At 75.2% G+C, this 17,888-nt stretch carries 17 protein-coding genes; 5 read left to right on the top strand and 12 right to left on the bottom strand.

What is annotated here, in order from left to right; genetic code table 11:
* Positions 1-3 precede the first annotated feature (3 nt).
* The 6 genes from AB0J00_RS19140 to AB0J00_RS19115 all read right to left on the bottom strand — a co-directional run bounded on the left by AB0J00_RS19140 (position 4) and on the right by AB0J00_RS19115 (position 6,889).
* Positions 4-744, bottom strand: coding sequence for a TetR/AcrR family transcriptional regulator (locus AB0J00_RS19140; RefSeq protein WP_357747830.1), 741 nt, complete (start codon positions 742-744; stop codon positions 4-6).
* 312 nt (positions 745-1,056) lie between these two features.
* Positions 1,057-1,494 (bottom strand): helix-turn-helix transcriptional regulator, encoded by a 438-nt coding sequence (locus AB0J00_RS19135; RefSeq protein WP_357747828.1) that lies wholly within the window; start codon positions 1,492-1,494, stop codon positions 1,057-1,059.
* 140 nt (positions 1,495-1,634) lie between these two features.
* Positions 1,635-2,135 (bottom strand): nicotinamide-nucleotide amidohydrolase family protein, encoded by a 501-nt coding sequence (locus AB0J00_RS19130; RefSeq protein ID WP_357747825.1) that lies wholly within the window; start codon positions 2,133-2,135, stop codon positions 1,635-1,637.
* Complete coding sequence (gene pgsA, locus AB0J00_RS19125; RefSeq protein WP_357747823.1) at positions 2,132-2,815, bottom strand: CDP-diacylglycerol--glycerol-3-phosphate 3-phosphatidyltransferase; 684 nt, start codon at positions 2,813-2,815, stop codon at positions 2,132-2,134. The genes AB0J00_RS19130 and pgsA overlap by 4 nt, the downstream gene beginning before the upstream one ends.
* Positions 2,816-2,822: 7 nt before the next feature.
* Entirely contained in the window at positions 2,823-4,307 is a 1,485-nt protein-coding gene (gene rimO, locus AB0J00_RS19120) for a 30S ribosomal protein S12 methylthiotransferase RimO (RefSeq protein ID WP_357747821.1), read from the bottom strand.
* A gap of 44 nt (positions 4,308-4,351) precedes the next feature.
* Complete coding sequence (locus AB0J00_RS19115; protein ID WP_357747818.1) at positions 4,352-6,889, bottom strand: DNA translocase FtsK; 2,538 nt, start codon at positions 6,887-6,889, stop codon at positions 4,352-4,354.
* An 87-nt stretch (positions 6,890-6,976) separates the two neighbouring features.
* Between AB0J00_RS19115 and AB0J00_RS19110 the strand changes: the two genes are divergently transcribed.
* Positions 6,977-8,926 carry a S9 family peptidase gene (locus AB0J00_RS19110; protein WP_357747816.1) on the top strand — a complete coding sequence of 650 codons (1,950 nt, stop codon included), beginning with the start codon at positions 6,977-6,979 and terminating at the stop codon, positions 8,924-8,926.
* A gap of 43 nt (positions 8,927-8,969) precedes the next feature.
* On the opposite strand, the gene AB0J00_RS19105 is transcribed toward AB0J00_RS19110, so the two are convergent.
* The 5 genes from AB0J00_RS19105 to thyX are packed head-to-tail and all read right to left on the bottom strand — an operon-like array spanning position 8,970 to position 13,748.
* Positions 8,970-10,670, bottom strand: coding sequence for a ribonuclease J (locus tag AB0J00_RS19105; protein ID WP_357747813.1), 1,701 nt, complete (start codon positions 10,668-10,670; stop codon positions 8,970-8,972).
* On the bottom strand, positions 10,667-11,563 hold the full coding sequence (gene dapA, locus AB0J00_RS19100) for a 4-hydroxy-tetrahydrodipicolinate synthase (RefSeq protein ID WP_357747811.1): 897 nt from the start codon (positions 11,561-11,563) through the stop codon (positions 10,667-10,669). The genes AB0J00_RS19105 and dapA overlap by 4 nt, the downstream gene beginning before the upstream one ends.
* A gap of 10 nt (positions 11,564-11,573) precedes the next feature.
* Positions 11,574-12,143, bottom strand: a complete 570-nt coding sequence (locus AB0J00_RS19095; RefSeq protein ID WP_357747987.1) for a dihydrofolate reductase — start codon at positions 12,141-12,143, stop codon at positions 11,574-11,576.
* A 17-nt stretch (positions 12,144-12,160) separates the two neighbouring features.
* Complete coding sequence (locus tag AB0J00_RS19090) at positions 12,161-12,988, bottom strand: thymidylate synthase (RefSeq protein WP_357747808.1); 828 nt, start codon at positions 12,986-12,988, stop codon at positions 12,161-12,163.
* Positions 12,989-12,995: 7 nt separating this feature from the next.
* The gene (gene thyX, locus AB0J00_RS19085; protein WP_357747805.1) at positions 12,996-13,748 is read right to left on the bottom strand and encodes an FAD-dependent thymidylate synthase; all 753 of its coding nucleotides are present in this window, start codon (positions 13,746-13,748) and stop codon (positions 12,996-12,998) included.
* A gap of 79 nt (positions 13,749-13,827) precedes the next feature.
* Here thyX and AB0J00_RS19080 point away from each other — a divergent pair, with 79 nt between their 5' ends.
* Both AB0J00_RS19080 and AB0J00_RS19075 read left to right on the top strand, forming a co-directional pair.
* A complete protein-coding gene (locus AB0J00_RS19080) occupies positions 13,828-14,322 on the top strand; it encodes a toxin-antitoxin system HicB family antitoxin (RefSeq protein ID WP_357747802.1) in 495 nt (164 codons plus the stop codon).
* 15 nt (positions 14,323-14,337) lie between these two features.
* Entirely contained in the window at positions 14,338-15,153 is an 816-nt protein-coding gene (locus AB0J00_RS19075; RefSeq protein WP_357747799.1) for a DUF4097 family beta strand repeat-containing protein, read from the top strand.
* Positions 15,154-15,172: 19 nt separating this feature from the next.
* Here AB0J00_RS19075 and AB0J00_RS19070 read toward each other — a convergent pair whose 3' ends face one another.
* Positions 15,173-16,387: a crosslink repair DNA glycosylase YcaQ family protein gene (locus tag AB0J00_RS19070; protein ID WP_357747797.1), complete on the bottom strand. Its 1,215-nt coding sequence runs from the start codon at positions 16,385-16,387 to the stop codon at positions 15,173-15,175.
* Between the two features lie 71 nt (positions 16,388-16,458).
* Here AB0J00_RS19070 and AB0J00_RS19065 point away from each other — a divergent pair, with 71 nt between their 5' ends.
* Together AB0J00_RS19065 and AB0J00_RS19060 are read left to right on the top strand one after the other, a co-directional pair.
* Positions 16,459-17,040, top strand: a complete 582-nt coding sequence (locus AB0J00_RS19065) for a GNAT family N-acetyltransferase (protein ID WP_357747794.1) — start codon at positions 16,459-16,461, stop codon at positions 17,038-17,040.
* Positions 17,037-17,702 (top strand): DUF2461 domain-containing protein, encoded by a 666-nt coding sequence (locus tag AB0J00_RS19060; protein ID WP_357747791.1) that lies wholly within the window; start codon positions 17,037-17,039, stop codon positions 17,700-17,702. Before AB0J00_RS19065 ends, AB0J00_RS19060 begins: the two co-directional genes overlap by 4 nt.
* Positions 17,703-17,888: the final 186 nt, after the last annotated feature.

Below are 17,888 nucleotides of genomic sequence, written 5' to 3'. Positions count from 1 at the left end.
CCGTCAGCCGAGCAGGTTCGCCATCGTCGCGGCCTGCGCGGCCCGCTCGGACGGCGTGCCCGGCTGCAGCACCAGGCCGAGCAGCCAGCGGGACACCATCTCGGCCGCCGGGCGGGACAGCCCGAGCGCCGAGCCGATCGCCACGACGATGTCGTCCCAGCGCTCGGCGTCGATGTTGAGCATCCGGGTCAGCGTCTCGGGGTCGGTCTCGGCGAAGCGGCGGAGCACCGCGTGGCCGCCGACCTCCTCGGCGAGCGCCGGGAGCGCCACGGTGAACGGCAGCTCGGCGGCGAGGGTGACCAGCCGGTCCAGCTCGTAGGCGAGCAGCGCGTGCGCCACGTCGTCCTTGGTGCGGAAGTGGTTGTACAGGGTCGCCTTGGCGACGCCGGCCGCGGCGGCCACGTGCTGCATGGTGGTCCGCTTGAGGCCGCGCTCGGCGAAGGCGTCGCGGGCGCCGGTGAGCAGGCCGCGGCGGGTGCGGCTCATCGCCACGCCGGTGCGCGGGGCGGCCGTGCGCCGGCCCTCGGGCCGCGGCGTGGTCGGGCGCGGGGCGGGGACGGCGACGCCCAGCGACGGCACCGGGGTGGTCAGGTGCTGCACCGGCGGCGGGGGCACCAGGCCGGCACCGACCGGCACCGGGGTGGTCAGGTGCTGGCCGGCCAGGGCGGCGGCCTCGGCGGCGGCGGTCTCCGCGGCGTCGGCCTCGAGCACCGTGACCCCGCTGCGCCCGGGGACGGACGGCACCGGCAGGGAAGGGTGCTGCGAGGGCGTGGTGCGGGATCCGGTCGTCGACATGCACTCTGTGTCCCATCCCGGTTCCACCGGGTCAAGGACGCGGCGGTCGAACGGAGATCGTGTCGCTCACGCCCGGACGCCGTCCGACGCGCCGGAGCGGTGACCAGGAAGCCCGTTCACGCTGGTCAGCCGCCCGGAGCGCCGTCCAGCGGCGGCCGGCGGTGGACGTCGGCACCGCGGATCGTCCAGCGGCACCCGCCCGGGACGACGACAGCCCGCCCGGACGTCGTCCGGACGGGCTGTCGGTGGTCGTCAGCGGCCTCAGGCGGCCAGCGACACCGCTCCGGTGCGGAGGGCGCCGCGGGCGGGCTGGCCGCCACCGACGAGCGCGAGCGCGGGCTCGGCCGTGGGGGCCTCCGCCGGCACGTCGGCCGCGCGCTCGGCGCCGGCCGGCGCCTCGTCGGGGAGCTGCTCGGCGGCGGGTCCGCGCAGCGCGCCGGCCGGCACCCGGCGCACCGGGCCGCCGTCGGCCAGCCGCAGCTCGAGGCTGACCTCGGCGAGCAGGTCGGCGAGCTCGACGTCCAGGGCGTCGCAGATCGAGGCGAGCAGCTCGGAGGAGGCCTCCTTCTGCCCCCGCTCGACCTCCGAGAGGTAGCCCAGGCTCACCCGGGCGGCACCGGAGACGTCGCGCAGGGTGCGCCGCTGCCGCAGCCGGTGGCCCCGCAGGGTGTTCCCCAGCTGGGTGCGCAGCAACGTCATGGCCGTCTCCTGTCCAGTCGAACCAGGTCAAGTGAGCGGCGACGCCTCCCGGGGCCGGGGGACGCCGTGCGCTCACGGTACGCGGCGGCGACTCCGGCAGCTCCGCTGGGAGTCCTCCGTCCGCTGTTGGCGTAACGCCGTCAGCGGGGCGTGGCTTCCCGGGCCGTCAGCCGGGCCAGCAGCCGGGTGCACGCCGCCTCGACCGCGCCGGCCCGGACCGCCGCGCGGTCGCCGGGCAGGTCCAGCTGGTGGACGTCGGTGCGCTGCCCGTCGCTGATCCCCAGGTACACCCGGCCGGGCCCGTGGCCGTCGGCCGGATCGGGCCCGGCGACGCCGGTGAGCCCGACGCCCCAGGTGGCCGTGCAGCGCTCCCGGATGCCCTCGGCCAGCGCCCGGGCGGTCGGCTCGCTCACCGCGCCGTGCTCGGCCAGCAGGTCGGCCGGCACCCCGGCGAGCGTCGTCTTCAGGTCGGTCGCGTAGACGACCGCGCCTCCGCGCAGGGTGCCGCTGGCGCCGGGCACCGCGGCCAGCGTCGCGCAGAACAGCCCAGCGGTGAGCGACTCGGCGGCGGCGACGGTCTCCCCGCGGCCGAGCAGGGCGGCGTGCAGCCGGGCGGCCGAGGACGCCTCCTGGGAGGTCACGCCGCGGTGTCCGTGCGGGTCCCGCCGGGTGCGGTCCCACCGGCCGAGCGGCGCGCCGCCGCGGCGGCCATCGCCCGCGCGCTGGTGCGGCGCAGCGTCACCGCGCGCCAGACGTAGTCGGCGCCGGTGATCACGGTGAGCACCAGCGCGGCGCCCATGACCCACCAGCGGGCCGAGGCGAGCACCCCGGTGAGCGGGAGGATGTACAGCCCGATGGCGAGCGCCTGCAGCACGGTCTTGGCCTTGCCGCCGCGGCTGGCGGCGATCACCCCGTGCCGGATGACCCAGAAGCGCAGGACGGTCACGCCGACCTCCCGCACCAGGATCACCAGGGTGACCCACCACGGGAGCAGCGCGAGCACCGACAGCCCGACGAGCGCGGTGCCGGTGAGCGCCTTGTCGGCGATCGGGTCGGCGAGCTTGCCGAACTCGGTGACCTGGTTGCGCCGCCGGGCGATCATCCCGTCGTAGCGGTCGGTGATGATCGCCAGCCCGAACACGACCGTCGCCCAGATCCGCTGCCGGGTGTCCAGCCCGTCGGCCGACAGCAGCAGCAGCGCGAACAGCGGCACCACGAGCAGCCGCAGCAGGGTCAGCGCGTTGGGCAGGTTCACCAGCCGCACCGTCTGCGGCGGGGTGGCCGCGGGATCGGCCGCCGGCCCGGGGACGACCGCGCTCATCCCCGGGTCACTCCCCGGCGGCGGCGATCGCGGGCACCAGGGCCGCCGCGACCAGGTCGACGCCCTCGGTCGCCACCACCTCGGCCACCACCAGCCGGCCGGCCACGGCGTCGGCGGGCACCCCGGTGACCGTCGTCGTCCCGTCGGCGTCCGGGTCCTGGTGGGCGGCGTGACCCGCCCACGTGCCGGTGCCCTCCTCGGCGGACAGGTCCTCGGTGAGCAGCACCTCCACCCGGTCGCCGATGCGCTCCTCCGCCCGCTGGGCGGTGAGCTCCTCGACCAGGTCGGTGATCCGCCGGACCCGCTCGTCGATGACGGTCTGCGCCAGCTTGCCGGGCAGGTCCATCGCCTCGGTGCCCTCCTCGTCGGAGTAGCCGAAGACACCGACCGCGTCCAGGCGGCCCTCGGTGAGGAAGCGCTCGAGCTCGGCGACGTCCGCCTCGGTCTCCCCGGGGAAGCCGAGGATGACGTTGGTGCGGAAGCCGGCGCCCGGCGCCAGCGCCCGGGCGCGCTCGATGATGCCCAGGAAGTCGTCGGTGCCGCCGAACCGGCGCATGCGGCGCAGCAGGGTCGGCGACGAGTGCTGGAAGGACAGGTCGAAGTAGGGCGCGATGCCCGGCGTCGCGGCGATGACCTCGAGCAGCCCGGGGCGCAGCTCGGCCGGCTGCAGGTAGGCCACCCGCACCCGGGCGATGCCCGGGACCGCGGCCAGCTGCGGCAGCAGCTTCTCCAGCGAGCGCAGGTCGCCGGTGTCCTTGCCGTAGGACGTCGAGTTCTCGCTGACCAGCACGATCTCGGTGACGCCCTGGGACGCCAGCCACTGGGCCTCGCCGAGCACCTCGCCGGCCGGGCGGGAGACGAACGCGCCGCGGAAGGCCGGGATCGCGCAGAACGCGCAGCGGCGGTCGCAGCCGGAGGCGATCTTGAGCGCCGCCGACGGCCCGCTGGCCAGCCGCTTGCGCTTGAGCCAGTCGTGGCCGGGGATGACCGGGGCCTCGACCGAGGCGACCGCGGCGGTGCGCGCCACCGGGCTGATCGGCAGCAGGGTGCGCCGGTCGGTGGGCGTGTGCGGCACCAGCGGGCGCCCGGTGAGGACGTCGTCCAGCCGGTCGCCGATCGCGGCGTAGTCGTCGAAGCCGAGGACCGTGGCCTCGGGCAGCGCACCGGCCAGCTCGGAGCCGTAGCGCTCGGCCATGCAGCCGACCGCGATCACCTCGGCTCCCGAGTCGGTGGCGGCGAGGATGGCGTCGACGGAGTCCTTCTTGGCGCTCTCGATGAACCCGCAGGTGTTCACCAGGACGGCGTCGGCGGCGTCGGCGTCCTCGACGAGCTCGTAGCCGTCGCCGGCCAGCCGGCCGGCGAGCTCCTCGGAGTCGACCTCGTTGCGGGCGCAGCCGAGGGTGACCACGGCGACGCGGCGGCGCGGACCGGCAGCGGGGAGGGACGAGGGCTGCCCGTCGCGGGTGTTCACAGGACTGGGCAGAGCAGGCACCCCGCCATCCTAGGCGCCGTGGGCGGAGCGGCCAGGGTCGACGCTCAGCCTTCTCCCCCGCCGCGCAGCAGGAACATGACCGACTCGAGCTCGTCGGGCTTGATCAGCACGTCCCGGGCCTTGGACCCCTCGGACGGGCCGACGATGCCGCGGCTCTCCATGAGGTCCATCAGCCGGCCCGCCTTGGCGAAGCCCACGCGCAGCTTGCGCTGCAGCATCGACGTCGACCCGAACTGGCTGGTGACGACCAGCTCGACGGCCTGGACCAGCAGCTCCAGGTCACCGCCGATGTCCTCGTCGATCTCCTTCTTCTCGCCGGCCGCGGCGGTGAAGACCTCTTCCCGGTACTCGGGCTCGGCCTGCCGCTTGGTGAACTCGACGACCGCCTCGATCTCCGCGTCGGAGACGTAGGCGCCCTGCACGCGCATCGGCTTGCCGGCGCCGATCGGCAGGAACAGGGCGTCGCCCATGCCGATCAGCTTCTCCGCGCCCGGCTGGTCGAGGATGACCCGGCTGTCGGTGAGGCTGGAGGTGGAGAACGCCAGCCGCGAGGGCACGTTGGCCTTGATCAGGCCGGTGACGACGTCGACCGAGGGCCGCTGCGTGGCCAGCACCAGGTGGATGCCGGCGGCGCGGGCCTTCTGGGTGATCCGGACGATCGACTCCTCGACGTCGCGCGGGGCGACCATCATCAGGTCGGCGAGCTCGTCGACGATGGCGAGGATGTACGGGTAGGGCCGGTACACGCGCTCGCTGCCGGGCGGCGCGGTGATCTCGCCGCGCTCGACCTTCTTGTTGAAGTCGTCGATGTGCCGGACGCCGGTGGCCCGCATGTCCTGGTAGCGCTGCTCCATCTCCTCGACCAGCCAGGCGAGCGCGGTGGCCGCCTTCTTCGGGTCGGTGATGATCGGCGTGATCAGGTGCGGGATGCCGTCGTAGGGCGTCAGCTCGACCATCTTCGGGTCGACCAGGATCATCCGCAGCTGGTCGGGCGTGGCCCGCAGCAGCAGCGAGGTCAGCAGCGAGTTCACGCAGCTGGACTTGCCCGCGCCGGTGGCACCGGCGACCAGCAGGTGCGGCATCTTCGCCAGGTTGGCGCAGACGAAGCCGCCCTCGATGTCCTTGCCCAGGCCGACCAGCATCGGGTGCGGGTCCTGCTTGGCCACGCCCGAGCGCAGCACGTCGCCGAGGCTGACCATCTCGCGGTCGGTGTTGGGCACCTCGACGCCGACCGCCGACTTGCCGGGGATCGGGGCGAGGATGCGGATGTTGTCGTTGGCCACCGCGTAGGCCATGTTCTTGGTCAGCGCGGTGATCTTCTCGACCTTGACCGCCGGGCCCAGCTCGATCTCGTAGCGGGTGACCGTCGGGCCGCGGGTGAAGCTGGTGACGGCGGCGTCGATGTTGAACTGCTCGAGCACGCCGGTGATGGCCTCGATGGCCGCGTCGTTGGCCTTCGACTGCTTCTTCGGCGGGTCGCCGGCGCGCAGCACGCTGACCGAGGGCAGCGTGTACTGGCCCTCGACCGGCTCGATGCGCAGCTGCTCGGGCTCGGTGATCGGCTCGAGCTCCTCCGGCGGGGCGGTCCGGTCGACGACGGCCGGACGGCGCGGCGCGGGCACCGGTGCCGCGGCCTCGGCGGCCGGCTCGTACCGGACCGCCTCCTTGGTCTCCTCGAAGGGGACGTGGTCCAGGCCGGTGGTGTCGACGACGCCGGTGTCGAGGGCGTCCTCGTCGACGGCCTTGCGGCCGCGGCGCCGCTTCGGCGCGGGCTCGGGCTCCTCGACGTCCTCGTCGTCGTACTCGTCGTAGTCGTCGTACTCCTCGTCGCGGCCGAGCACCCGGTCGGTCCAGCCGCGCAGCCGCTCCGGGATCTGGTGCACCGGGGTCGCGGTGACCACGAGGACGCCGAAGAAGGCCAGCAGCACGAGGATGAGCACGCTGACGACCTCGCCGAGGCCGGCGATCAGCGGGCTGCCGACCGCCCAGCCGGCGAAGCCGCCGGCGCCGGTGCGGCCCTGCCCGGGCTGGGCGTGCGGGCCGACCGCGTGCGCGATGCCGACGACCGCGGCGAGCACGCAGGCCCAGCCGATGACCAGCCGGCCGCGGGCCTCCGGGCGCGGTGGGTGCCGCAGCAGCCGCAGCGCCACGAACAGCAGGGCGACCGGCAGCACCACGACCAGCGCGCCGATGACCGCGTGCACGCCGCGGGTGACCGCGTCGCCGAACGGGCCGATGCGGGAGGTCCAGGTGGAGGCGCCGATGATGATCGCCAGCGCCAGGACGGCGAGACCGACCCCGTCGCGGCGGTGCTCGGGCGCGAGCGGCTCGCTCCCCGCCGGCCGGGCCACCGAGCGGGCCAGGCTGCCGACACCGCGGGCGAGCAGCCCCCAGGTGCTGGCGGCGGCCCGGCCGGCGCTGGCGCCGAAGGACCGCTGCGGCGCCCTGGCCGGGGCCTTGCGGGTGCTGCCGGACCGCTTCGCCGGGGGCCGCTTGGCCGGTGTCCGGGAGGAGGTGGGCCGCGAGCGCGACGAGCTGCCGCGCGCCGCGCCCGTCTTCGACGTCGTCGTGCGCGCAGGCATGCGTCGACGGTAAGCGCTGGACTGGTGCTCGTGGGGCAGGCGGGGCAGCGTGTCCTCAGCGTGCGCTGGGTTACTACGGTCGCCCTCGTGACCGAGACGCGCCCGTACGGCAGCTGGCCGACGCCCATCACCTCCGAGCTCGTCGTCCGGGCCGGGGTCCGGCTCGGGGAGGTGCGGGCCGACGGCGGCGACGTGTGGTGGGCCGAGGGCCGCCCGGCCGAGGGCGGCCGGACGGTGCTGGTCCGCCGCGCCGCCGACGGCACGACGACCGACCTGCTGCCCGCGCCGTGGAACGCCCGCACCCGCGCGCACGAGTACGGCGGCGGCGCGTGGACGGTCGCCGACGGCACCGTCTGGTTCACCGACTACCCGTCGCAGCGGCTGCACCGGGTCGCCCCCGGCGGGGAGCCGGTCGCGGTCACGCCGGAGCCGCAGATCGCGGCCGGCGTGCGGTTCGCCGACCTGGAGGTCGTCGACGGGGGCGCGGCGGTGCTCGCCGTCCGGGAGACGCACACCGCGTCCGGCGCCGCGGCCGACGTCGTCCACGAGGTGGTGCGCGTGGCCGCCGACGGCACGACCGAGGTGCTCGTCGCCGGCAACGACTTCGTCTCCGACCCGCACCTGTCCCCCGACGGCTCGCTGGCCTGGTTGCAGTGGCAGCACCCGGACATGCCCTGGGACGCGGCCGAGCTGGTGGTGCGGGCGCCGGACGGCACCGAGACCGTGGTGGCCGGCGGCCGGTCGGGTGCGCAGCCGGAGTCCGTCGTCCAGCCGCTGTGGGCCGCCGACGGCACGCTGTGGTTCCTCGCCGACCGCACCGACGTGTGGGCGCTGTACCGGTGGCGGTCCGGCGGCACCCCCGAGCTGGTGTTCGATGCCGGCAGCGACATCGCCGGCCCGCAGTGGGTGTTCGGGCAGAGCCGGTACGCGCTGCTGCCCGACGGCCGGGTCGTGGTGGCCTACGGTCGGGACGGCGCCGACCGGCTGGGCGTCGTCGGCACCGACGGGCAGGTGCGGGAGCTCCCCTCGGAGCACGCGAGCTTCGCCCAGCTGCGCACGGCCGGCGACGCGGTGGTGTGCGTGGCCGGCGGCCCGGCGTCCGAGGCGGTCGTCGTCCGTGTCTCGCCGGACGACGGCGCGACCGAGGTGCTGCGCCCGGCCCGCGACCTGGGCCTCGACCCGGCCTGGTTCTCCCGGCCCGAGCACGTCACGTTCCCGACCGAGGACGGCGGCAGCGGCGTCGCCGAGGCGCACGCGCTGTTCTACCCGCCGACCAGCCCGGACTCCACCGGTCCGGACGACGAGCGCCCGCCGCTGGTGGTCATGGTGCACGGCGGCCCGACCGCCGCGGCGACGGCCGTGCTGGACCTGCGGGTGCAGTACTGGACGTCGCGGGGCTTCGCCGTCGCCGACGTCGACTACCGCGGCTCGACCGGCTACGGCCGCCGCTACCGGGACGCGCTGCAGGGGCGGTGGGGCATCGCCGACCTCGACGACGTGGTCGCCTGCGCCCGGTACCTGGCATCGGCCGGCCGGGTGGACCCCGCCCGGCTCACCATCCGCGGCGGCTCGGCCGGCGGGTACACGACGCTGGCGGCGCTGACCTTCCGGCCCGGGGTGTTCGCCGCCGGCGCGAGCCACTACGGCGTCGCCGACCTCGCCGCCCTGGCCGCCGACACGCACTCGTTCGAGTCGCGCTACCTCGACGGGCTCATCGCGCCGTGGCCGTCGGGCGAGGCGGTGTACGCCGAGCGCTCCCCCATCCACCACACCGACGCGCTGGACACCCCGCTGGCGGTGTTCCAGGGCGACGAGGACCGGGTCGTGCCGATGGAGCAGGCGGAGATGCTGGTCGCCGCGCTGCGGGAGAAGGGCGTCCCGCACGCCTACGTGCTCTTCGCCGGCGAGCAGCACGGGTTCCGCAAGGCGGAGAACATCCGCGCCGCGCTGGACGGTGAGCTGAGCTTCTACGCCCAGGTGCTCGGCTTCAACCTCCCCGCCGAGGAGGGCATCGAACCGATCGAGGTCGTGCGGTGAGCGGAGTGCGGGAGCGCAGGTTCTGTGCGCTCCCGCACTACGCTCAGACCTCGAGGACGGTGGGCACGATCATCGGGCGGCGGCGGTGGGTGTCGGACACCCACTTGCCGAGCGTCCGGCGGATCACCTGCGCCAGCCGGTGGGTGTCGACCTCGCCGTCGTCCAGCGCGCGGCGCAGCGAGTCCTCGACCAGCGCGAGCGCGGGGTCGAACACCGAGGGGTCGTCGGAGAACCCGCGGGTGGACAGGTGCACCGGCCGCACGATCGTGCGGGTGGACGGCTCGATCACCACGGTGACGGCGACGAAGCCCTCGTCACCGAGGATGCGGCGGGCCTGCAGCGACTCCTCGCCGACGTCACCGACGTTGAGCCCGTCGACGTAGACGTCGCCGACCGGCACCGACCCGGTGATCGCGGCCTTGCCGTCGACCAGGTCGACGACGACGCCGTCCTCGGCGAGCAGGATGCGGTCGCGGCCCATGCCGGTCTGCTCGGCCAGCGCGGCGTGCGCCCGCAGGTGGCGCCACTCACCGTGCACCGGCATCAGGTACTTCGGCTTGGCCACGTTGATCAGCGTGCGCAGCTCGCCGGCCGGGGCGTGCCCGGAGACGTGCACCCGCGCGGTCTCCTTGTGCACCACGGTGGCACCGAGCCGGGCCAGCTGGTTGATGACCTTGTAGACCGACGTCTCGTTCCCCGGCACCAGCGAGCTGGCCAGGATGATCGTGTCGCCGGCCTCGATGGTGATCTGGTGGTGCTCGCCGCGGGCCATCCGGCCCAGCGCCGACAGCGGCTCGCCCTGCGAGCCGGTGCTGATCAGCACCACCTGCTCCGGCGGCATGGCGGCGGCCTCGTCGAGCTTCACCATCAGCCCGGGGGCCACCCGCAGCAGCCCGAGGTCCTGCGCGACGCCCATGTTCCGGACCATCGACCGGCCCACGAACGCGGCCTTGCGGCCGTGCTTGACCGCGCAGTCGAGCACCTGCTGGATGCGGTGCACGTGGCTGGCGAAGCTGGAGACGATCAGCCGCTGGGTGGCCCGCTCGAACACCGAGTCCAGCACCGGGCCGATCTCGCGCTCGGAGGTGACGAAGCCGGGCACCTCGGCGTTGGTGGAGTCGGCCAGCAGCAGGTCGATGCCCTCGACGCCGAGCCGGGCGAACGCGCCCAGGTCGGTGAGGACGCCGTCCAGCGGCAGCTGGTCCATCTTGAAGTCGCCGGTGTGCACCAGGGTGCCGGCCGGCGTGTGGACGGCGACCGCCAGCGCGTCGGGGATCGAGTGGTTGACGCTGATGAACTCGGTGTGGAAGGCGCCCGCCAGGTGGTCGTCACCGGCGGCCACCTCGACCAGCACCGGGTCGATGCGGTGCTCCCGCAGCTTGGCCTTGACCAGCGCCAGGGTGAACCGGGAACCGATCAGCGGGATGTCGCCGCGCAGCCGCAGCAGGTAGGGCAGCGCGCCGATGTGGTCCTCGTGGCCGTGGGTGAGCACGACGCCGGCGACGTCGTCCAGGCGGTGCTGGATGACCCCGAAGTCCGGGAGGATCAGGTCGACGCCGGGCTGCTCGGCCTCGGGGAACAGGACGCCGCAGTCGATGACCAGCAGCTGGCCGTCGAACTCCAGGACGGCCATGTTGCGGCCGATCTCGCCCAGGCCGCCCAGCGCCATGACCCGCAGCCCGCCGGCCGGGAGCGGCGGCGGGGCCTTGAGGTCGAGGTGCGGTTGGGGGTTGGTGGTGGTCACAGCTGGACTCCTCCGGCAGCCAGGTCGGCGCGCAGCTGCACCAGTTCGTCAGGGGTGGCGTCGACCAGCGGCGGGCGCACGGGGCCGGCGGGCAGCCCGAGCGCGCGCAGCGCCGCCTTGACCGACACCAGCCCGGGGATGCGGAAGACGCCGGTGTAGACCGGCAGCAGCGACTCGTTGACCGCGCGGGCCTTGACCAGGTCGCCGGACTCGACGGCGGCGACCAGCTCGGCCAGCCGGGTGCCGACGAGGTGGCTGACCACGCTGACCACGCCGACCGCGCCGACGGCCAGCAGGGGCAGGTTGAGCATGTCCTCGCCGGAGTAGTAGGCGAGGTCGGTGCGGGCGAGCGTCCACTGCACCGCGCCGAGGTCGCCCTTGGCGTCCTTGACCGCGACGATGTTCGGGTGCTCGGCGAGCCGCACGAGCGTCTCGACCTCGATCGGCACGACCGACCGGGGCGGGATGTCGTAGAGCATCACCGGCAACTCGGTGGCGTCGGCGACCGCGGTGAAGTGCCGCAGCAGCCCGGCCTGGGTGGGCCGGCTGTAGTAGGGGGTGACGACGAGCAGCCCGTCGACGCCCAGCCGCGCGGCGGCCTGCGCCTTCTCGATCGAGTGCGCGGTGTCGTTGGTGCCGACACCGGCGATCACGGTGGCCCGGTCGCCGACGGCGTCGAGCACCGCCTCCAGCACCGCGTGCTGCTCGCTGTCGCTGATGGTGGGCGACTCCCCCGTCGTCCCGAAGACGACCAGCCCGTCGTTGGCCTGCCGGTCCACGAGGTGGGCGGCCAGCTGCTGGGCGCCCGCGAGGTCGATGGTGCCGTCCTCGGCCAGCGGGGTGACCATCGCCGTGATCACACGCCCGAAGGGCCGGGCGGGGTCGGTGGTCATGGCGCAGAATCTACCGGCCCGCGCCGACGTCCTCGCCGGACCGTCCACCGGTCGGCCAGGTCGTGGCGTGCTCGGCCAGGACGGCCGGGACGGGAGGCCCCTCGGTCCCCCGCCGCCACGCGGTGACCCGGAAGCGCGGGCCGCCGGCCGACGCCGCCCAGCCCGCCGCCGGGTAGCGCCCGGCCGCCTCCCACGTGGGCCCCAGCTCCGGCGCCCAGGTGTCGCCGGCCGGTGCCGCGTCGACCTCGGTGACCACGACCTGGTCGGCGTGCGGCAGGAACGCGCGGTAGACCGCCCCGCCGCCGATCACCCACACGTCGGGGTGCGCGGCGAGCACGTCGTCCACCGACCGGGCCACCTCGACGCCCGCGGCGGCGGGGTCCAGCGTCGCGCTGAGGACGACGTTGTGCCGCCCGGGCAGCGGCCGCACCCGCGGGGGCAGCGACTCCCAGGTGCGCCGGCCCATCACCACCGTCGCGCCCAGGGTGAGCGCCCGGAACAGCCGCAGGTCCTCCGGCACGTGCCAGGGCAGCGCGCCGTCCGCGCCGATGACGCCGCCGTGCCCCTGCGCCCAGACCAGCCGGACGGCGGGCGGGGTCAGACCGCCACCGCCCCGCGGATCGCCGGGTGCGGGTCGTAGCCGGTCACGGTGAAGTCGGCGTACCCGTGGTCGAACAGCGACGGCGCCGGGGCGATCGTCAGCCGCGGGAACGGCCGTGGCTCGCGGGTGAGCTGCTCGCGCACCTGGTCCAGGTGGTTGGTGTAGACGTGGCAGTCGCCGCCCACCCAGATGAAGTCACCGGGCTCCAGCCCCACCTGCTGGGCGACCATCTGGGTCAGCAGCGCGTAGCTGGCGATGTTGAACGGCACGCCGAGGAACAGGTCGGCGCTGCGCTGGTAGAGCTGGCAGGACAGCCGGCCGTCGGCGACGTGGAACTGGAACAGCGCGTGGCAGGGCGCCAGCGCCATCTCCGGCAGCGCGGCGACGTTCCAGGCCGACACCAGCATCCGGCGGGAGTCGGGGTCGCGGCGCAGCGTCTCCAGCACCTGGGCCAGCTGGTCGACGGTGCCGCCGTCCGGGGTCGGCCACGACCGCCACTGGACGCCGTAGACCGGGCCCAGGCTGCCGTCCTCGGCGGCCCACTCGTCCCAGATCGTCACCCCGTGCTCCTGCAGCCAGCGCACGTTGCCCTCGCCGCGCAGGAACCACAGCAGCTCGTAGGCGACCGACTTGAAGTGCACCTTCTTGGTGGTGACCAGCGGGAAGCCCTGCGACAGGTCGTAGCGCAGCCGCTCGCCGAACAGGCTCAGCGTGCCGGTGCCGGTGCGGTCGGACTTCGGCGTGCCGGTCTCCAGCACCCGGCGCAGCAGGTCCTCGTACTGGGTGTCGACGCGGGTGTCGACGCGGCTCTCGGTCTGGGTCATGCCCTGCTCATCCCTCGCTGACGTAGGGGCTGGCGGCGACCTCGGTGCCGTCGGCCAGCTCGCTGATCCGGAAGTCCTCGAACACGTGGCCGGCGACCCGCTGCAGCTCCCGCAGGCAGGCGACGGCGAGCGCGCGGATCTCGACGTCGGCGTGCTCGCTGGCCCGCATGGCCACGAAGTGCCGCCAGGCGCGGTAGTTGCCGGTGACGACGATGCGCGTCTCGGTGGCGTTGGGCAGCACCGACCGGGCGGCCTGCCGGGCCTGCTTGCGCCGCAGGGTGGCGTTCGGCCCGTCGGCGAACCGCTCCTCCAGCGCCGCGAGCAGCTCGGTGTAGGCGGCCACCGCGGCGTCGGTGGCGGCGAGGAAGCGCTCGTGCAGCTCGGGGTCCTCGGCGATCACCGCCGGCTCGACGACCGCGGCGTCGTGCTCGGGCACGTAGCGCTGGGAGAGCTGGCTGTAGGAGAAGTGCCGGTGCCGGATCAGCTCGTGGGTGAGCGACCGGGAGATGCCGGTGAGGTACATGCTCACCGTGCCGTGCTCGAGCACCGACAGGTGGCCCACCTCGAGGATGTGCCGCAGGTAGCCGGCGTTGGTCGCGGTGGCCGGGTTCGGCTTGTCCCAGGACTGGTAGCAGGCCCGGCCGGCGAACTCCGCGAGCGCCTGGCCGCCCTCGGCGTCGGTCTCCCAGGGCACGTCCGCCGGTGGGGTGAACTGCGTCTGGGCGACCACCTGGACCTTCAGCGGGGCGATCGCGGGCACGGACCCGACAGTACGGCCCGGCACGGACAGGATCCCGCAGGCGCTTGCGGTGACGCCACGATGACGTCATGCTGACGTCATGGACCTGAGCGAGTACGTCGAGGCGCTGCGCAGCCACCTCACGACCGCTGCGGCCGCCGGCACCGAGCAGACCCGGGAGACCGCGCGGTTGCTGGCCGACACCCTCGAGCCGGCCGTCCGGCTGACCGTCACCGACGCGTTGTCGGCGGCCGCCGCCGAGGTCACCGCGGCCCTCGACGGCACGGTCGTCGACATCCGCTTCCGCGGGCGCGACCCCGAGGTGGTCGTCACGCCCGTGCCGCACACCGAGCCCGACGACCCCCCGGCCGCCGGGCCCGAGCCCGAGCCCGCCGCGGACGACGGCACCGTCGCCCGGATCAGCCTCCGGCTGCCCGAGCACCTCAAGACCCGGGCCGAGGCCGCCGCGGCCGACGCCGGGGTGTCGCTGAACGCCTGGCTGGTGCGCGCCGTCGACGCCGGGCTGCGCGCACCCGCCGACCCGCCCCGCTCCGGGCGCGGTCCCCGCCGCTACTCCGGTTTCGCCCGCAGCTGACCTCAGGAGGCCCCCGTGTCCGCACCCACCACGTCCGTCCGCGAGCACCGCGCCCCGCTCACCGCGGCGCCCCGCTCGATCGACGTCCGCAACCCCGCCGGCTCGGTCACCGTCCGGGCCGACGAGCACGCACCGGAGGTCGTCGTCCGGCTCACGGCGCTCGACCGCGCCGCCGAGGAGGTGCTCGACCGCGTCCAGGTGGTGGCCACCGGGTCGGCGCTGCGCGTCGCCGTGCCGCAGCGCCGCCTCGGCCGGTCCCCCGAGGTGGCGGTCGAGGTGCTCACCCCACCGGGGGCCGAGGTCGCGGTCACCGCCGGCTCGGCCTCGGTGACGCTGGAGGGGCGGCTCGGTGCCGGGGTCGTCACCGCGGCCAGCGGGGCCGTCGCGGTCGAGCGGTGCGCCGGCCTGCAGGTGCGGTCGGCCGGCGGCGACGTGCGCCTCGGCTCCGTGGCCGGCGCGGCGACCGTGGCCACCGCGTCGGGCGACGTCCGCATCGGGTCGGCCGCCGGGCCGGTGCAGGTGCGCACCGCCTCCGGCGACGTGACCGTCGGCGACGCCGCGACCGACGTCCGGGTGTCCACCGCCTCCGGCGAGGTCGTCATCGGCCGGGCGCGCGCCGGCACCGTGCAGCTCAAGACCGTCTCGGCGGGCGCGTCCGTCGCCGTCGAGCCGGGCCTGCGCGTCTGGCTGGACGTGCAGAGCGTGTCCGGGCGGCTCGACCTCCAGCTGCAGGACGACACCACGGGCCCCGACGGGGCCGCGGACCTGCGCGTGCTGGTGTCGTCGGTGTCCGGGGACGTGCGGTTGCGGCGGGCCGCCCGGGAGGGCTGAGTCGGCCCGCTGCGGCGGGTCAGCCGACGGCGACCGCGACCGCGAGGTCGGCGGCGAGGTCGCCTCGCGCGGCGACGGCGACCTCGTCCAGCTCCAGCCAGGCGGCCATCAGCCGCAGCTCCTCGGCCAGGGCCAGGGCGACCGGCGGGGCATCGACCCCGGTCTCGGCGTGGGCGGCCTGCACCCGGAGCACGCCTACCTTGCGGTCGGCCTTGAGGTCGACGCGGGCGACGAGCCGGTCGCCGAGCAGGAAGGGCAGCACGTAGTAGCCGTGCACCCGCTTCTCCGCCGGGGTGTAGATCTCCAGCCGGTACCGGAAGCCGAAGATGCGCTCCACCCGCGGCCGCTCCCAGACCAGCGAGTCGAACGGCGAGAGCAGCGCCCGGGCCCGGATCCAGCGGGGCCGGCGGGCGGCGGGGTCGAGCCACGCGGGGCGCCCCCAGCCCTCGACCTCCACGGGCAGCAGCTCACCGGCCTCGGCCAGCTCGGCGATCGCGGTGCGCGCGTCGCCGGGCGAGAGCCGGAAGTAGTCGCGCAGGTCGGTCTCGGTGGCGACGCCCAGCGCCCGGGACGCGGTGCGCACCAGCTCGCGGACGGCGTCCGGCCGGTCGGGGGTGGGCGCCTGGACGACGACGGCCGGCAGCACCCGCTCGGGCAGGTCGTACACCCGCTCGAAGCCCGCCGTCCGGCCGCGCGCGGTCAGCGCGCCGGTGAAGAACAGGTACTCCAGCGCCGCCTTGCCCGCGTGCCAGTTCCACATGCTGCCGGGGAGGTTGGGCCGCTCCTCGTCCAGCTGGCTCGCGCGCAGCGGCCCGTCCCGCCGCACCCGCTCCAGCAGGGACGCCACGAACTCGGGGCGCTCCCGCTGCACCCGCGTCATCGACCCCCACGCCTCCTGCTCGGCGGCCGCCATCCGCCAGCGCAGCGCCGGCTGCAACGCCACCGGGAGGAACGACGCCTCGTGCGCCCAGTACTCGAACACGTCGTGCCGCCGGTTGGACAGCTGGTCCAGCGCGGTCCTCGGGTAGGGGCCAAGCCGGCTGAAGAACGGCAGGTAGTGCGACCGGGACAGCACGTTCACCGAGTCGATCTGGACGACGCCCAGCCGCTCGGCGGTGCGGCGCAGCTGCCGGGTGCCGACCGGTCCGCTCGGCCGCGGGTCGGCGAACCCCTGGGCGGCCAGCGCGATGCGCCGGGCCAGCGGCGCGGACAACCGGTCGACGGGAGTGGTCACGGCCGCCGATCCTGCCTGGCGGGGGTGACAGCGGGCCACCGGGCGCCCGTCGGGCTGCCTAGGCTGCGGCGGTGGACCTGCCCCCGTTCCCGGACCGCGGCCGGGCCGTCGGGGTGCGCGCGGCCACCGCGGCGGACGCCCCGCTCATCGCGGGGGTCCAGCGGATCACCTGGACCACCGCCTACCGGGACCTGCTGCCGCCGACCGTCCTGGCCGGGTGGGACGACGTCGCGACCACCGCGTCGTGGGCCGCCGCTGTCACCGACCCGCCCACCCCGGCGCACCGGGTGCTGGTGGCCGTCGACGGGGCGGAGCTCGTCGGCCTCGCCGCGGTCGCCCCGGCCGACGCGGGGCCGGACGCCGCCGAGCTCGTGGCCCTGCTGGTCGAGCCCCGCTGGGGGCGCCGCGGGCACGGCAGCCGCCTGCTCGCCGCCGCGACCGACCTGGCGCGCGCAGACGGCACCCGGCGCATGATCATGTGGGTGCCGGAGGCGGACCCGGCCACCAGCGGCTTCCTCGCCTCCGCCGGCTGGGCGCCGGACGGGCGAGCCCGCTCGCTGGCCGCAGGGACGACGACGGTCCGCCAGCTGTGCTGGCACACCGAGCTGGACGACGACCGGCCGACGGCCGGTGGAGGAGAAGGAGCACCGTGAGCTTCCGCGGCTTCCCCGACGAGGGGCTGGTCTTCTACGAGGGCCTGGAGGCCGACAACAGCAAGACCTACTGGACCGAGCACCGGACCACATGGGAGTCCGCGGTACGGGCGCCTATGCAGGCCCTGGTCGACGACCTGGCGGCGGAGTTCGGCACGCCGAAGCTGTTCCGCCCCTACCGCGACGTGCGCTTCAGCCACGACAAGACCCCGTACAAGACGCACCAGGGCGCCGTCCTCCACCAGGACGGCGCGGGTGCCGGCTCGGTGTACGTGCAGTTCTCCGCCGACGGGCTGCTCGTGTCCGGTGGGTGCTGGCGGCTCCAGCCCGACCAGGTCGAGCGCTACCGGCGGGCCGTGGACGACGACCTGCAGGGCGCCCGGCTCGTCGCGGAGGTGGAGCGCCTGCGGGACGCCGGGTTCGCCATCGAGGGCGAGCGGCTGGTGCGCGCACCGCGGGGCTACCCGACCGACCACGAGCGGATCGAACTGCTGCGGCACAAGGCGGTGCACGGGTCGCGGGCGTGGGAGCCGGCCGAGTGGTTGCACGGGCCGGAGGCGCTCGAGCGGGTGCGGGACGCCTGGCGGGAGTTCGCCGACCTCAACCGGTGGCTGGCCGACAACGTCGGCGCCAGCACCGCCCCACCCGACCGCCGCCGCTGACCCCCGCTTTCGGCGCCGAAAGCGGGGGTGTGCGTGCGTGCGTAGTCCGCTGCCCACCGCGCCGCTTCTCGCGACGACCCGGGAAGGGGTGCGGACTCGGGGGTGGGTATGCGAAACGGGGGCCGGAGCATGATGCTCCGACCCCCGTTTCGAATGATTGTCCGGCGGCGTCCTACTCTCCCACCC

It is taken from the genome of Modestobacter sp. NPDC049651, from assembly GCF_040659695.1.
Lineage (GTDB): Bacteria > Actinomycetota > Actinomycetes > Mycobacteriales > Geodermatophilaceae > Modestobacter.
This window is presented reverse-complemented; position numbering and strand designations above follow the sequence as displayed.